Below are 14,415 nucleotides of genomic sequence, written 5' to 3' on the forward strand. Positions count from 1 at the left end.
GGTTCTTTCGCTTTTGCGGTCGACGCGAAAGCCTTCTTTCTTCCATTGGGCACAAATTTCTTCATCGAGCGTTTGAAAAGCTAGTTGGGTGATTGTCGCTATCAGTTGCGCAAAAAAAATCATCATGGCTCTTTCTCTTGCTAAAAAATTTCTTTCCTTCTTCATTACTTCCACTAAATCTGTTACAATAGAATCCATAAGAAACCGCCTTTATTCATTAGTGCCTGTCAGCCCAATGAATAGAGTAACGGTTTCTTTTTTATTCGTCTAGAGGAAACCTCAATAAATTTTACACTTAGCAAATTCAAATCCATAACTGCATTATTAAGGGGAGGTTTCAATGGTGCCTCCAATTCAAAATTTATGGATTGGAATGGAAAGCTAAATTGTAATAAATTTTACACATAGACAAATTCGTGAAATTGCGTATAATAAGGAATACTTTAAGGAAGTAGGCAAGAGATGGGGACAGGTTGATTTAACTTTAGAATTGAAGTTTTAAAAGAAGGGAACGAATTTGGGAAAATTAGCAATTATATCAGATTTACATGCCGATATTAATCAATTAAACGAAGAACTATACGTTATGCGTGACTATTTACAAAGGCAAAATATCACGCATCTGCATTTTGCAGGGGATGTAGCAAATAAAGTAGCTAAAGCCTTAGAAGTTGTCCATTTTTTTGATCAAAAAATACCTACTACTTTTCATTGGGGAAACCATGAAATGGCAGACATTCAAAAACAACAAAATTTTGAAGATTTTAATGATCCCCATTTTTTAAATTTTAAAACAAAAGAATTGTCAGAAAACACCTTACTTTTAGGTGTAAATGGTTGGTATGATTATAGTTTTGTGCCTTTTGCTGACGAGAAAGAGTATCGCAGGAAAAAACAAGTTTATTGGTATGATCGTTTTATTGAACGTCAAGGCTCAGACTCAGAAATTACAACTGCAATTTGTGATCGGTTGAAAGAGACACTACAAAATATTCCTCCTACAAAAAACGTTATTTTGAGTACGCATTTTGTCCCTAAAAAAGCTTTTATTATTGAACATGGCGAAAAATATGCGCGGTGGAATCAATTGAATGCCTTTTTGGGCTCAAAAGAATTGGGCGCTGTACTGGATGAATTTCCTAATGTAAAAGAAGTTGTCTTTGGACATACACATCATCGTTTTTTTGAGCAAGAATTACAGTGCACGAGGTATCATTGTCGACCTTTTGGATACTACTATGAGTGGCTTTTGACTCGTTCTTTCATATTATCTAATCATCTAGCGGATACTTTTAACCCGCTGAAAGCACGAACTTTGGTAAAACAGTACGGGCAAGCGTTTGAGGAATACAAAAAATATTATTTTCTCAATGAACTTGAAGAGGGGATGGTTTTACTTGAGTATTAAACTTAACAGGAGGACTTATGTTTACACAAGAAAGTTTTGAGGTTTTTGATATTGCTGGTTTAGACAAACGGATGGAAGCGATTCGCAACGAAATTCAGCCAGTCTTTAAAACGATAGATGAGACAATAAAAAAAGAGTTGGAAAAAGAATTAGAAGAGACTCTTTATATCCATATTGCGCAACATCGCAGACGTAGTGTCTATCCTCCGGAAAACACGTGGTCAGCCATTAGTAGTAAAAAAAGTGGTTATAAAATGGAACCACATTTCCAATTAGGGATCTGGCCTGAGTATGTTTTTATGTATCTATCTATTATTGATAAACCGCCTAGGAAAGAACAAATGGCGCAACAACTTTTACAAAACAATCTATTATTAACTCAATTACCTAAAGACACTGTCATTAATATGGATCATACGAAAAATCGTTATGAGTTTATGGTGGAAACAAACGTTAAACAGGCATTAGAGCGTCTAAGGGACGTAAAAAAGGGAGAGTTTCAGATCGGTCGAATAATAAAAAAAGAAAGTCATTTATGGCAAGAGCCTGAAAAAGCAATGGAGTATATGCTAGCAACTTATCGTTCACTTATTCCATATTATGAACTTCTACAATAAAAAAGAGGCTAATTAGCCTCTTTTTTATTGTGCTTGGAAAAACTTTTGCGGTAAACGTCGAATCAATAGAACGCTAAGCCATCCTGAAGCAACTGCTTTTATAATTTCTGGAAACAAAAATCCTAAAAAGCCGGTAGAGGCGGCAGCACTCCAATTCATGTCTGCGGCAAATTTTAACCAAATGGTACCAAAGCAAAGGGCGACAATAAATCCTAATAAATTGGCAACAATCGTACTAAAGTAAGTGTACCCCGTATGTTTTATAATTGTTCCAATAATGAATGAAGCAAAAATAAACCCAACTAAAAATCCGCCTGTCGGACCCAAAAGATAACCTACGCCACTACCTCCTCCAGCAAATACGGGCAAACCGATTGCTCCGAGTAAAAAGTAAATACAAACAGACCACGTTCCTACTTTTCTTCCTAGTAAGGTAACTGTTAAACCAACGATAAACGTTTGTAAGCTTAAAGGAACAATGCCAAGAGGAATAATGATTTGTGAAAAAATAGCGATAATACCAGCAAAAGTAGCGGCCAATAACTGTTCATGTAAAGTTAATTTCATTATGCGCTCCTTTTCGTAAACCTTTATTTTTTATTTGGTTAACGTAATCGAATATAGCATGACTTTTGCTGGTTGTAAATAATATTCGAAAAAAGAGGGAAAATTTTATTTCATTTTTATTTTAACTTATAAAAAACGCTCAAAACCTCGGCTGAGGTTTTGAGCGTTAAATTAAAATCTTACATCAATTGGTTGTAGTATTCAACAACTAATGCTTCATCAATGTCAGGAGTCAATTCTTCACGTTCTGGTAAGCGTGTTAAGGACCCTTCTAATTTTTCATCATCAAAGCTGACAAAGGCAGGAGTACCTACAATGGATTCAACAGCTTCGTTGATAGCAGACATTTCTTTTGATTTTTCACGTATACCAATGACTTGTCCTACTTCTACATGGTAAGAAGGAATATCGACACGGCCACCGTCTACTGTAACGTGACCATGGTTTACAAATTGGCGGGCTTGACGACGTGTAGTTGCTAAGCCTAAGCGATAAACTACGTTGTCTAAACGTTGTTCAAGTAAGATCATGAAGTTAACCCCATGTTTACCTTCTTTAATTTTACTTGCTTTGACAAATAACGTACGGAATTGGCGTTCTGTTAAGCCATACATACGACGTAGTTTTTGTTTTTCATTTAATTGCAAACCGTATTCTGAGTTTGTACGACGGCTTGTTGGTCCATGTTCACCTGGTGGATAAGGACGACGATTTAATTCTTTTCCAGTACCGGATAGAGAAATACCTAAACGACGGGAAACTTTCCAAGATGGTCCAGTATAGCGAGACATTGAAAATTCCTCCAATAATATTTTTTGGAGTAAAATAATCCGATGAAATATTCATCATTCGTGTAGTCCGCTCTTCAATCTTCACCTTTGCAGCCGCGGCTACGCAATTGAACCGTATAAGGCGACGAACTGGTGACGAATCATTATATTTCTGCTGCATTATTTTACACGCATGATATTATACTCTATTATTTCGCTTTCTGTCAAGATATTTATCATAATAACATTTCTTAAATTTATTGTTTGTCTTAGATAAGAGAGGTGTCCCCTTTTGGTGGATGTTATTTATTGTAAAATCGCTTTACAAAATTATTTAGGCTCATTAAAATAGAACAGTGGCTGACAAGCCGTGTTGAATAAATAGTAAAGGGTGAAAAAGAGATGGATCCGGTGTCCGCATTATTTGAAAAAATTGACGACTCTATTTTAAAAAAAGTAGAGTTAATAGAAAGTAGTTATACACGTTATGCTATTCGTGCTGTATTAGCATGTTTATTTTTAACTTTAGGAACAGCAATTGCCTTTGGAACTGCTATGCAAGCAGAAGAAGTAGCGCCAGGCTCAGGTAGATTCTTATATGCGTTTATGTTTAGTTGGTCTTTGGTTATGATTTTATTTATGAACGCAGAACTAGGGACTTCCAATATGCTTTATATGACTGTAGGTGTTTATCGTAAAAAGATAGATATCAAAATGGCAAGTAAAATTTTATTTACGTGCATTTTATTTAATTTAATTGGAGGGATCTTTTTTGGCTATTTAATTTCATTAACTGGAACGTTTCAAGACTTATCCGTTGATAATTATATGTTTACTTCACTTGCTGGCAAGCTAGAAAAATCAACTTTACAAATTTTAGTAGAAGGTATTTTTGCTAATGTTATTGTAAATACAGCTGTGTTAATTAGTTTACGTATGAAAGATGATGCTGGTAAAGTTTTGGCTATTATTTTTGTTATTTTTATTTTTGCTTTTCTAGGGTACGAACACGTGATTGCTAATTTCCCGGCCTTTTCATTGGGGTATTTTACATTTGGTGGAAGTATGGCTAACATGACAGTTTCAAGCCTTATTCATAATCTAACATTTGCTTTGTTGGGCAATTACATCGGAGGCGGTTTAGTCATTGGTCTCATATATGCTTGGTTAAATAATACAAGTTCAAGTTATGTAGATTAATAGGGAAACTAAGTTATGGAAATATTCTGAATTTTATTGACAAGTTATCGGAGGTTTGCTATTATCCTAATAACATAAAAAAACACAGCGATAAAGAAAGTAGAATTTGCTTCATTTTTCTAAAAGAGAACTTCGTTAGCTGAAAAGAAGTGAAAAAGACGAATTCGAAAATGGCTTTAGAGTGGGCATTCTGAAAAAGTTAGGAGTGCACGGTATTCCCTGTTAACAAGAATCCAATATAAGATATATTGGAAACAAAGGTAAAATAGCAATATTTTTACAAATCAAGGTGGTACCATGTATATTGATGACATCCTTAGAAGATCATGATCTTCTAAGGATTTTTTTAATTAAAAAGGGAGGAATTACCATGAGTCAACAAGTAGTAAACCAAGGGGCAGTAAATAGATACGACATTGTGGGAAGTTTTTTACGTCCAGAAGTGTTAAAAGAAGCTCGGGAAAAGTATAGTGCAGGAGAAATTTCTTACCAAGAATTACAAGAAGTAGAAGACCAAGAAATAACTAAACTCATTAATAAAGAAAAAGAAATTGGCTTAAGGTATGTCACTGATGGGGAATTTCGACGTAGCTATTGACATTTAGACTTTTTCTGGGGACTTAATGGCGTTGAGCATAATATGATGGAGCAAGGCTATCTTTTTCATGGAGAAGAAACGCGTGCAGATTCTGCTCGCTTAACTGGCAAAGTACGGTTTAATCAAAGTCATCCAGTATTTAAGGAGTTTGAATTCGCTAATGAATTGGCCGGAGGAGAAGTGCAAGTTCGTCAAAGTATTCCAGCTCCAGCCCAATTTTTTACAGAGTTAGTACGAGGAAAAAATGAAGAAAAAGTTGAGCAATATTATGACGATCGCGAAAAATTGTATCAAGACATTGCTCAAGCTTATCGTGAAACAATCCTTGAATTATATCGTTTAGGGTGCCGTAATGTGAAATTGGACGACTGCACTTGGGGGATGCTGGTAGATAAAGGTTTTTGGCAGAATATGACCAATAAGGATTACGATCTCCAAGAGATTCAAGAGTTATATTTACAGCTAAATAATGCCGCGTTAAAAGATTTACCGAAAGATTTACATGTAACGACTCATATTTGTCGCGGAAATTATCATTCAACGTTTGCTTCTTCAGGTGGTTATGAACCTGTGGCTCAAACGTTATTTGGGAAAGAAAATGTTGAAGCTTTTTTCTTAGAATTTGACGATGATCGCTCGGGAGATTTTGCTCCGCTACGTTTTGTACCAGAAGAAAAACAAGTAGTTTTAGGTCTGATTACAAGTAAAAGCGGGAAGCTAGAAGATAAAAAAACAATTATCAACCGGATTTATGAAGCAAACCAATATGTACCTTTAGAGCGTCTATGCTTAAGTCCGCAATGTGGTTTTGCTTCTACTGAGGAAGGAAATATTTTAACAGAAGCACAACAATGGGAAAAATTACGGTTAATTATTGCGATTACTCAAGAAGTTTGGGGATAGGAAATCAGGTCATTGAATTTCTCTAAAATTTATGATTAAGTAATAGTGAAGCTAAATTTTAAGAAAGAGAGTCTGAGCAATAAAATGAAACGAAAATTATTTGCTTTTGATATTGACGGAACATTACTAGATTCAAATAAACAACCCTTAACTAGTACGATTGAAGCTTTACAAAAATTAAGAAGCGCAGGTCATTTTGTTACATTGGCAACAGGACGGACACGTTTTTTGGCTCAAGATTTGATTTATCAGCTAGCCTTTGATAACTATATTTTGTGTAATGGGTCTGCTGCTTTTTTGAATCACAATCAAGTGTATAAGCATTTGTTACCAAAAGTGGAAATGCAGCATTTTGTAGAGGAAGCCAATGATTTAGGAGTTGACACCGCCTTTGTTGGAATTGATGCTTACAAACGTAATACGTCATTTAATTTAACAGATATGGAGAATGCTATGCGTTCGGTAGGTTCTTCTGTTCCAGAGTTAGATCCCCGTTTTCCACAAAAAGAGGACGTTTATCAAGGGCTAGCGTTCTATGATTCTTCATTGGAACATTATTTCGATAATAAATATCCAAACTTATCTTTTGTACGTTGGAATGAAAAAGGTGTAGACGTGATACCCAAGGGCGGATCAAAAGCAGCCACGATTCTTACTATTGCTTATCGCCTAGGGATTGAACAAGAAGATATTGTCTCGTTTGGTGATGGCATGAATGACCGTGAAATGTTACAAGCTTCCGGTTGTGGAATTGCCATGGGGAATGCTTCTGAAGAAGTTACTGAGTATGCCAATCGTGTAACTGATGATAATGATCACGATGGTATTTGGCAGTCTTTATACGAACTAGGTTTTTTAAATGAAACAATTGAAAAAAGAGCATAAATCATTTAAATCTTGTAAAACGGGAGTTTTTTCCGGTTTTACAAGATTTTTTATAAGGAACGCCTGATCTTTTACTTATTTTTCTTTGATTTCACTATAATATTTCATATGAGAGACAATCATAATGATACCTAAGACAATAACGCTGAAAATTTGTGATTCACCAGTGAACATTGAATAAGTTATCAATAGGAGAATACCAACAAATATCCCAATTTGAGTGAGAGAGAATGTTTTATAAAGGGCGGTCATCATAATATGTCGTTCCCCTTCATCAGATGCTAGTAATAATTTGTCTGTATAATTTTTATCTGATGGTTGAGGCAAGTTTCGTTCTGGATAGAGTATACTTACAAGTCTTGCTGACCTTATAAGAAATACTAGCGAAATGATATAAATGATAGATGAGAATAAAAATACCGCTAGCCTATAATAGGTGATCAGTGGGATCGAAAGACTAATCAGTGACAAAACAAATCCTACTATGCTATATATTTGAATTTCATTATGTTTATTGTAACGATATTTATCATAGGAATCCTCATCCATATACTTCGTGTAATCCTTGGATATTGTTAATAAGCGACGATATTGAAAGAAACCTAAGATAACCAAAAAGGCAGCTACTGTTGCCGATATAACACTGACCCACATGTAGAAGCGAGAAGTAGAAACATCTCCCCCGATACTTTGAGCTGTAGTTGAAATGAGTAGGCCGACAGCTGCTCCGATAATTAAATACCAGATAGTTTTTACAGTTCTTTTCACTTTATAATTCCTCCTCTTCAAAGATAAAGATTTTTTCAATGGGTTCATTAAAAATATTGGCCATACGTTTAGCGATTAGTAGTGAGGGAATATACTCCTCCCGTTCGATTAAACTGATAGTTTGTCTCGTAACTTTTGCTTTTTTAGCCAGTTCTGTTTGATTTAGTCTTTCGCGTGCACGCAATTCTCTGAGTCTAGTTTTCATAGATGTAACCCTCTTTATTTTTTCCAAAACTCATACTTAATATCTCCATCTTCAATGTAACGTAAATGAGTCAAATTGACAAATTTACTTGTCATAAAGGAAAATTTAGTAGTCAAAATGATATGTAAAAAATAAAGATATTGAGGCGTTTTTGTATCAAGATCACAGCTATCTATTCAACCATCTTTTCCAAGATTTACTTTACAAATGAGACAAAACCTTTTTTTTAAAACATAAAACGATTATAATAGGAAAAAGATGAAAAAAAGAGAAGAGGAAATTGTGTGCGGATTTTATTTATAGGTGATATTGTCGGTTCCTTAGGTAGAAAGGCAGTCACTGAACATTTGCCAAAATTAAAAAAAGAATATGCGCCTCAGGTGACCATTGCTAATGGCGAAAATGCTGCAGGCGGTAGAGGAATTACTGAAAAGATTTATAAAACATTTCTACAGGAAGGAATTGACGTTGTTACCTTGGGCAATCATGCTTGGGATAATCGAGAGATCTTTGAATTTATTTCTGAAGCTAAACGTATGATTCGCCCAGCCAACTTCCCCCAAAAAACACCAGGAACGGGAATTGTTTTTGTTAAGGTAAATAATGTTGAATTGGCAGTTATCAACTTGCAAGGGCGTTCATTTATGGCTGATATTGATGACCCATTCACTAAAGCAGATGAACTTGTTGCCCAGGCAGCTAAAAAAACTTCTCATATATTTGTTGATTTCCACGCAGAAACTACGAGTGAAAAACAAGCGATGGGATGGTATTTGGATGGACGCATTTCTGCGATCGTTGGTACCCATACGCACGTGCAAACTAATGACGCTCGTGTTTTGCCTGGAGGAACTGCTTATTTGACTGACGTAGGAATGACAGGGCCTTATGATGCTATTTTAGGAATGAAAAAAGACCCAATCATTGAAAAATTTATAACAGCTTTGCCTAAACGTTTTGAAGTTGTAGAGAATGGACGTAGTATTTTATCTGCTTGTATCCTTGAAATTAACCCACGTAATGGAAAAACAAAAAATATTGCACCTATTTTAATTAACGAAGATCACCCTTTTTTAGCATAGAAAGGGGAATGATACATATTAAGGAGGAAGAAACTAATGCCTCAAAAGACTAAAAACACGCCTATGATGGAGCAATATTTAAGGATCAAAGAACAATATCAGGATGCTTTTTTGTTTTATCGTTTGGGCGATTTTTATGAGTTGTTCTATGATGATGCCTTAAAAGTAGCGCAATTATTAGAGTTGACTTTGACGAGTCGTAATAAAAATGCTGAGGATCCTATTCCGATGTGCGGGGTACCTTATCACGCGGCGAATAATTATATTGACATATTAGTGGAACAGGGATATAAAGTAGCTATTTGTGAACAAGTGGAAGATCCCAAATCGGCTAAGGGAATGGTTAAAAGAGAAGTTGTTCAATTAATTACTCCCGGCACATTGATGGAAGGAAAGGGCGTTAATGCAAAAGAGAATAACTTTTTAACGGCATTGGCCTTTGATCAATCTCATTATGGACTGAGTTATGTTGATTTAACCACAGGGGAATTATGTAGTACGACACTCTCTGACGAAGAAAGTGTTTTAAACGAGGCTTCTTCCTTGAAGACAAAAGAGATGGTTTTAACAAGTAATGATGTGCCACAATCCTTAAAAGATACATTGAAAACACGTCTTGGAATTGTTTTTTCGCTACAAGAAGATTATGATCCTAATGCTGAACTTCAATTTCTGACAAGTGAACTTGCTTCTAATTTGGAAAAAGAAACAACAGGAAAATTGTTGCAGTATCTTTCTTTAACACAAAAGCGGAGCTTAGAACATATTCAAAAGGCTCAAAGTTATCAAGTGGATCATTATCTAAAAATGGATTATTATTCCAAGGCCAACTTGGAATTAAGTCAGTCAATTCGGACTGGGAAAAAACATGGTACGCTTTTGTGGCTTTTAGATGAGACTCAAACAGCAATGGGGGGTCGACTTTTAAAACAATGGCTCGATCGCCCATTAATGCAGAAAAATGAAATTATAAAACGACAAGATCAAGTAGCAAGTTTGCTACAGGCTTTTTTTGAACGGGAGGATTTGAAAGAAGCGTTAACTAAGGTCTATGATCTAGAACGATTAGCTGGGCGAGTTGCTTTTGGCAATGTGAACGGGCGAGATTTGTTACAATTAAAATCTTCATTAGAACAAATTCCTGCTATCCGCACGGTTTTACAAGGGATTGATCAAGGAGAATGGACACAAACGCTAAATAACTTGGAACCTATGACAGATTTAGTAGAACTTATTGCTCAATCTATCAATGAAGAGGCTCCCGTAGAAATTACGGAAGGAAATGTTATTAAAGATGGTTTCAGTCAACAATTAGATCAATACAGAAAAGCGATGCGTAATGGCAAACAATGGATTGCTGAACTTGAAGCCAAAGAACGAGAAAAAACAGGTATAAAAAACCTGAAAGTTGGTTACAATCGTGTTTTTGGTTATTATATAGAAATAACTAAGGCAAATTTAGGCAACTTAGCAGAAGGTACTTACGAACGAAAACAAACATTAGCTAATGCGGAACGATTTATTACGCCAGAGTTGAAAGAATTAGAAAAAACAATTTTAGAAGCAGAAGAGCAGTCTGTAGATTTAGAATATGAATTGTTTTTAGATGTAAGGCAACAGGTAAAAACAGCGATTGATCGTCTGCAAAATTTGGCAAAAATGGTCAGTAAAACCGATGTTCTACAAGGCTTTGCCACTGTTAGCGAACGTTATCAATATGTTCGGCCGACATTGAGTGATCAACAAGAGTTAACTATTGTTGAAGGACGTCATCCGGTGGTAGAAAAAGTGCTTGATTCTCAAGAATATATTGCCAATTCAATTGAGATGAATCAAGATACTTCAATTTTATTGATTACAGGACCAAATATGTCTGGAAAGAGTACTTATATGCGTCAGCTTGCTTTAACAGTGATATTAGCGCAGATGGGTTGTTTTGTACCGGCGCAATCTGCTATTATGCCGATTTTTGATCGAATTTTTACCCGGATTGGAGCAAGTGATGACCTGATTGCTGGACAAAGTACCTTTATGGTTGAAATGATGGAAGCTAATCAAGCATTAGCCCATGCAACACCGAACAGCTTGGTTTTATTTGATGAATTAGGGCGTGGAACAGCGACTTATGATGGTATGGCTTTAGCTCAAGCAATCATCGAATATATCCACCAAAACGTTAGAGCGAAAACGTTGTTTTCAACGCATTATCATGAGCTTACTGTTTTGCAAGATGAACTATCTCAGTTGAAAAATATTCATGTTGGTGCAGTTGAAAAAGATGGAGATTTGGTATTTCTCCATAAAATGATGGAAGGTCCCGCTGATAAAAGTTATGGTATTCATGTAGCAAAAATTGCTGGCTTGCCAAAGGATTTATTAGAGCGGGCAGATTCTATTTTGCAGGCATTGGAAAAAGGGAAAACTTTACAAAATCAAAACCTGTCTGAAAAAAGTTCTGAAATGGAAGATTCTGGAAAAAATCAACAACTTTCTTTATTCAATGAATTTACTGATCAAGAATCTGAGACTCTTAACGAATTAAAGACCCTAGACGTGGTAAAAATGACACCTTTAGATGCCTTGAACAAGTTATACGAGTTGCAACAATCAATACAAGAATAGAAAGAAGGGGGAAGAAATGGCAGATAAAATTCTGGAGCTATCTGAGCGTCTCACCAATCAAATTGCAGCTGGAGAAGTTGTCGAACGTCCCGCTTCAGTTGTCAAAGAGTTAATTGAAAATGCAATTGATGCAGAAAGTACTCAGATTGATATCGTATTAGAAGAAGCAGGGTTAAAAAAAATACAGGTAGTAGATAATGGCGCTGGTATTGGTCCAGAAGATGCGGAAAGTGCTTTCAAACGTCACGCGACTAGTAAGATTCATAGTCGTGATGATTTATTTCGTATTCAGACCTTAGGTTTTCGTGGCGAAGCTTTGCCTAGTATTGCTTCAGTATCAGAAATTACTTTAGAAACTGCAACTAAAGAAGCTATCCAAGGAACTTATTTGTACTTAAGAGGAGGAAAAGTTGAAGAAAACCAGCCAGCAGCTTTACGACAAGGATCTAAGATTATAGTAGAAAATCTTTTCTATAATACTCCAGCTCGTTTGAAATATGTAAAAACATTACAAACTGAATTAGCTCATATTGGTGATATTGTGAACCGTTTAGCCTTAAGTCATCCTGATATTGCTTTTCATTTAGTGCATGAAGGCAATTCGATGTTGTCAACTTCAGGTAACGGTGATTTAAAACAGACTATTGCAGGAATTTATGGTGTTCAAACAGCTAAAAAAATGCGGGAAATCAAAACAGAGGATTTGGATTTTAAAATTAGTGGTTACATTACTTTACCAGAAGTAACTAGAGCTAATCGAAATTATTTATCAACAATTGTTAATGGACGCTATATTAAAAATTTCGCGTTAAACAAAGCCATTGTAAATGGCTATGGGTCGAAGTTAATGGTAGGGCGTTTTCCTATAGCAGTCGTTGAAATCGAAATGGATCCTTTATTAGTAGATGTTAATGTTCATCCTACAAAACAAGAGGTACGTTTATCCAAAGAACAAGAACTGACGTCATTACTATCAAAGACTATTAATGAACGTTTAAGAGAAGAAGATCTTATTCCTAATGCTTCGGATAATTTAAATTTTAACAAAAAAGAAGAACAAGAAAACACAAACGCGCAACAATTGGCGATGGATTTTACAGAAGAGAAGAAAACATCTAGCTTAGCTTATGATAAAAATAGTGGTGATTTTTATGTCAATGAATCTAATGACATATTTGTGGAAAACTCTGTGGATAAACTTGGGGATAAAAGTGGAAAAATAGACAACCTTCAAGAGGATAGTATAGGAAATGCTGATATGACAAAGGATCATCGTCAAGCAGAGGAGCTTGAAAGGAAAAATGCGGGAAACGAAGCTGTGGAAAAAAAACGAACGTATTCAGAACGTTTGTTTCAAGAGACACAGCTGGACCATCCTGAGTTCAATGTTCATCAAAAAGAAAATCGGCAAATGATGGAAAAAATGATGCAAGAAGAACCAGCGGGTGAACGCTTTCCCCATTTAGAGTACTTTGGTCAAATGCATGGAACGTATTTATTTGCTCAAAGTGAAGATGGACTGTACATTATTGATCAACATGCAGCGCAAGAACGGATTAAGTATGAGTATTTTCGACAAAAAGTTGGCGAAGTCTCAGATGATTTACAAGAAATGTTGGTGCCTATCGTACTTGATTATCCCAATAGTGATGCTCTTCGTTTAAAAGAAAAAGCAGATTTATTGCAAAGTGTAGGAATTAATTTAGAGGAATTTGGCCCGAATAGTTTTATTGTACGAGCTCATCCTACTTGGTATCCACAAGGACAAGAAGAAGGAATTGTGCGGGAAATGGTTGATATGCTTTTAACTACAGGCGAGGTTAGTGTACAAAAGTTTCGGGAAAAATCTGCTATTATGATGAGCTGCAAAAGATCAATTAAAGCCAATCAGTATTTAAATGAACTACAGGCTCGCTCGTTATTAAAAGATCTATCAGAATGCGAAAATCCTTTTAATTGTCCTCATGGAAGACCGGTTCTGATTCATTTTGATAATTATGATATGGAACGTATGTTCAAACGTATTCAGGATCCTCATTGATAGTAGAGGAATTGTAATATAAAATCTGGTTAAAAATATTCGGATTATAATTGATGAAGCTCACTAAAGTTTGTAGACTTGTTAGCTAGACTTACTTAGAAGGAAACCTTTTTTATAGTTCGGATATTTTTTACTTATCATTAGGTGGAACAACGCTTTTTGTGCAATGAAAAAATATGAAATTTATTATTGACTTTACAATGAATGAGATGCTAAAGTATATATCGTTGTCGAAAACAACTGGTTTATTTTGACTAGCTCATCTTTTTGAATTATAAAAAGAAAAAAATATGATTGACAAATAAAATATTGCTTGTTATACTGAACGAGTTGTAAATAAGTCACATTGTTTTTTGTTAAAAGAGCAAATTGTTGACGTCATTTAAAATAAATGTTAATATTAAAAAGCTAACATTGTAGACCTTTGAAAACTGAACAAAGCAACCAACGAACCAATGTGTAGGGCGCCTCAAATGAGGCAAACACAAGAAACAAACAAACGCAAACGTTTGAAGAGCACAATGATCAACGGTGTGTTGATCGATCGAATTCTCAAGATGAGAGTTTGATCCTGGCTCAGGACGAACGCTGGCGGCGTGCCTAATACATGCAAGTCGAACGCTGCCCCTGTTCCCCTTCGGGGGGAAGAGGTGGCAGAGTGGCGGACGGGTGAGTAACACGTGGGGAACCTACCCAGCAGCGGGGGATAACACTTGGAAACAGGTGCTAATACCGCATAGGCCTTTTTT

Annotated in this window: 11 protein-coding genes, 1 rRNA gene, 2 pseudogenes and 1 other annotated feature; of the genes and pseudogenes, 9 read left to right on the plus strand and 5 right to left on the minus strand. The window is 35.6% G+C overall.

Annotated features, from left to right (window positions below):
- Positions 1-198 (minus strand): annotated as a pseudogene (locus G577_RS0107900) (ISLre2-like element ISTeha1 family transposase); the annotation flags it as partial.
- Between the two features lie 319 nt (positions 199-517).
- Between G577_RS0107900 and G577_RS0107905 the strand changes: the two are divergent.
- Together G577_RS0107905 and G577_RS0107910 are read left to right on the plus strand one after the other, a co-directional pair.
- Positions 518-1,408, plus strand: a complete 891-nt coding sequence (locus G577_RS0107905; RefSeq protein WP_028790754.1) for a metallophosphoesterase — start codon at positions 518-520, stop codon at positions 1,406-1,408.
- A gap of 17 nt (positions 1,409-1,425) precedes the next feature.
- Positions 1,426-2,025 carry a DUF1054 family protein gene (locus G577_RS0107910; protein ID WP_028790755.1) on the plus strand — a complete coding sequence of 200 codons (600 nt, stop codon included), beginning with the start codon at positions 1,426-1,428 and terminating at the stop codon, positions 2,023-2,025.
- A gap of 24 nt (positions 2,026-2,049) precedes the next feature.
- Here the strand turns inward: G577_RS0107910 and G577_RS0107915 are convergent, their stop codons facing one another.
- Positions 2,050-2,592, minus strand: coding sequence for a biotin transporter BioY (locus G577_RS0107915; protein WP_028790756.1), 543 nt, complete (start codon positions 2,590-2,592; stop codon positions 2,050-2,052).
- 179 nt (positions 2,593-2,771) lie between these two features.
- Positions 2,772-3,383 carry a 30S ribosomal protein S4 gene (gene rpsD, locus G577_RS0107920; RefSeq protein WP_028790757.1) on the minus strand — a complete coding sequence of 204 codons (612 nt, stop codon included), beginning with the start codon at positions 3,381-3,383 and terminating at the stop codon, positions 2,772-2,774.
- A gap of 381 nt (positions 3,384-3,764) precedes the next feature.
- On the opposite strand from rpsD, the gene G577_RS0107925 reads away from it, so the two are divergent.
- The 3 genes and pseudogenes from G577_RS0107925 to G577_RS0107935 all read left to right on the plus strand — a co-directional run bounded on the left by G577_RS0107925 (position 3,765) and on the right by G577_RS0107935 (position 6,948).
- A complete protein-coding gene (locus G577_RS0107925; protein WP_028790758.1) occupies positions 3,765-4,562 on the plus strand; it encodes a formate/nitrite transporter family protein in 798 nt (265 codons plus the stop codon).
- 78 nt (positions 4,563-4,640) lie between these two features.
- Positions 4,641-4,883 (plus strand) — a binding site (T-box leader).
- Positions 4,884-4,932: 49 nt separating this feature from the next.
- Positions 4,933-6,063: pseudogene (locus tag G577_RS11285) on the plus strand (5-methyltetrahydropteroyltriglutamate--homocysteine S-methyltransferase).
- Between the two features lie 84 nt (positions 6,064-6,147).
- Complete coding sequence (locus G577_RS0107935) at positions 6,148-6,948, plus strand: Cof-type HAD-IIB family hydrolase (RefSeq protein WP_028790759.1); 801 nt, start codon at positions 6,148-6,150, stop codon at positions 6,946-6,948.
- Between the two features lie 75 nt (positions 6,949-7,023).
- Here G577_RS0107935 and G577_RS0107940 read toward each other — a convergent pair whose 3' ends face one another.
- Entirely contained in the window at positions 7,024-7,716 is a 693-nt protein-coding gene (locus tag G577_RS0107940; RefSeq protein ID WP_028790760.1) for a DUF3169 family protein, read from the minus strand.
- A gap of 1 nt (position 7,717) precedes the next feature.
- The gene (locus tag G577_RS0107945) at positions 7,718-7,921 is read right to left on the minus strand and encodes a helix-turn-helix transcriptional regulator (protein ID WP_028790761.1); all 204 of its coding nucleotides are present in this window, start codon (positions 7,919-7,921) and stop codon (positions 7,718-7,720) included.
- Positions 7,922-8,205: 284 nt separating this feature from the next.
- Here G577_RS0107945 and G577_RS0107950 point away from each other — a divergent pair, with 284 nt between their 5' ends.
- From G577_RS0107950 to G577_RS0107965, 4 genes are all read left to right on the plus strand, one after another.
- Entirely contained in the window at positions 8,206-9,003 is a 798-nt protein-coding gene (locus G577_RS0107950; RefSeq protein ID WP_028790762.1) for a TIGR00282 family metallophosphoesterase, read from the plus strand.
- 36 nt (positions 9,004-9,039) lie between these two features.
- Positions 9,040-11,625, plus strand: coding sequence for a DNA mismatch repair protein MutS (mutS, locus tag G577_RS0107955; protein WP_028790763.1), 2,586 nt, complete (start codon positions 9,040-9,042; stop codon positions 11,623-11,625).
- A gap of 16 nt (positions 11,626-11,641) precedes the next feature.
- Positions 11,642-13,666 (plus strand): DNA mismatch repair endonuclease MutL, encoded by a 2,025-nt coding sequence (gene mutL, locus G577_RS0107960; RefSeq protein WP_028790764.1) that lies wholly within the window; start codon positions 11,642-11,644, stop codon positions 13,664-13,666.
- Positions 13,667-14,219: 553 nt separating this feature from the next.
- A 16S ribosomal RNA gene (locus tag G577_RS0107965) occupies positions 14,220-14,415 on the plus strand; the annotation flags it as partial.

It is taken from the genome of Tetragenococcus muriaticus DSM 15685 (assembly GCF_000423785.1).
Classification (GTDB): Bacteria; Bacillota; Bacilli; order Lactobacillales; family Enterococcaceae; genus Tetragenococcus; species Tetragenococcus muriaticus.

Excerpts from the sequence above, each read along its gene's own strand:
- mutS (WP_028790763.1), top strand. The coding sequence starts at position 9,040 with ATGCCTCAAAAGACTAAAAACACGCCTATGATGGAGCAATATTTAAGG.
- rpsD (WP_028790757.1), bottom strand. The coding sequence starts at position 3,383 with ATGTCTCGCTATACTGGACCATCTTGGAAAGTTTCCCGTCGTTTAGGT.
- G577_RS0107925 (WP_028790758.1), top strand. The coding sequence starts at position 3,765 with ATGGATCCGGTGTCCGCATTATTTGAAAAAATTGACGACTCTATTTTA.
- G577_RS0107935 (WP_028790759.1), top strand. The coding sequence starts at position 6,148 with ATGAAACGAAAATTATTTGCTTTTGATATTGACGGAACATTACTAGAT.
- G577_RS0107915 (WP_028790756.1), bottom strand. The coding sequence starts at position 2,592 with ATGAAATTAACTTTACATGAACAGTTATTGGCCGCTACTTTTGCTGGT.
- G577_RS0107910 (WP_028790755.1), top strand. The coding sequence starts at position 1,426 with ATGTTTACACAAGAAAGTTTTGAGGTTTTTGATATTGCTGGTTTAGAC.
- mutL (WP_028790764.1), top strand. The coding sequence starts at position 11,642 with ATGGCAGATAAAATTCTGGAGCTATCTGAGCGTCTCACCAATCAAATT.
- G577_RS0107945 (WP_028790761.1), bottom strand. The coding sequence starts at position 7,921 with ATGAAAACTAGACTCAGAGAATTGCGTGCACGCGAAAGACTAAATCAA.